We start from the raw sequence: 638 nt of genomic DNA on the forward strand, positions 1-638 counted from the left end.
GGCTAATACAAATAAGCTGTTCAGTTTATCGGGAGAGTCAAGGCTTGTAAATATATCGAATATAGATAAGGTAAAAGAGCATAGCTGGAAAGATAAGATAGGACATTTACCTATAGGGAAGGCAGCATTAAGAGAACAGTTAATGCCGGGCTTGTTTATTCCTGTGTTACCTGACAGTAAGAAAATAGGAAAACCTGATTATTTGCATTCTAATGTGGTGACAAATGAACAAATTGGTCTGATAAAAGATAATTATAAAAATGTTATAAAAAATAGAACTCTTTCTGAAAAAGGGATAAAAAGTTTAATAAGCAACCCACATGGAACTTACGTTTATGAAAGTGCAATAATTTCAGAAGAAATCTATAACAAGTTTAAAGAATATAGAAAAGCACCTATAGAAAGAAAAAACGAGATATTAAGCGAAGTACGGAAACTATATGATTTAGACCAAAACTTAAAGATAAATTTAATAGTAAATGAACCTGCACTACTTGATAAAAGTCCATATTTATTAGAAGCGAAAGATAAGTATAACAGAGAAGAATTATTAAAAGATTATACTAATGGAAAGTATACAGATAAAGGTTTATCAAATAGTCCAAAACTAAATACAAATGTATTTCCATACGAAAGAA

Annotated in this window: 1 protein-coding gene; it reads left to right on the top strand. The window is 29.5% G+C overall.

Annotation, left to right across the window (positions count from 1 at the left end; all coding sequences use genetic code 11):
* Positions 1-638 (top strand): hypothetical protein (locus tag EII29_RS12315; protein WP_158612542.1); only part of this gene is annotated, 638 nt, incomplete at both ends.

Origin of the sequence: Leptotrichia sp. OH3620_COT-345 (assembly GCF_003932895.1) — a bacterium.
GTDB lineage: Bacteria > Fusobacteriota > Fusobacteriia > Fusobacteriales > Leptotrichiaceae > Pseudoleptotrichia.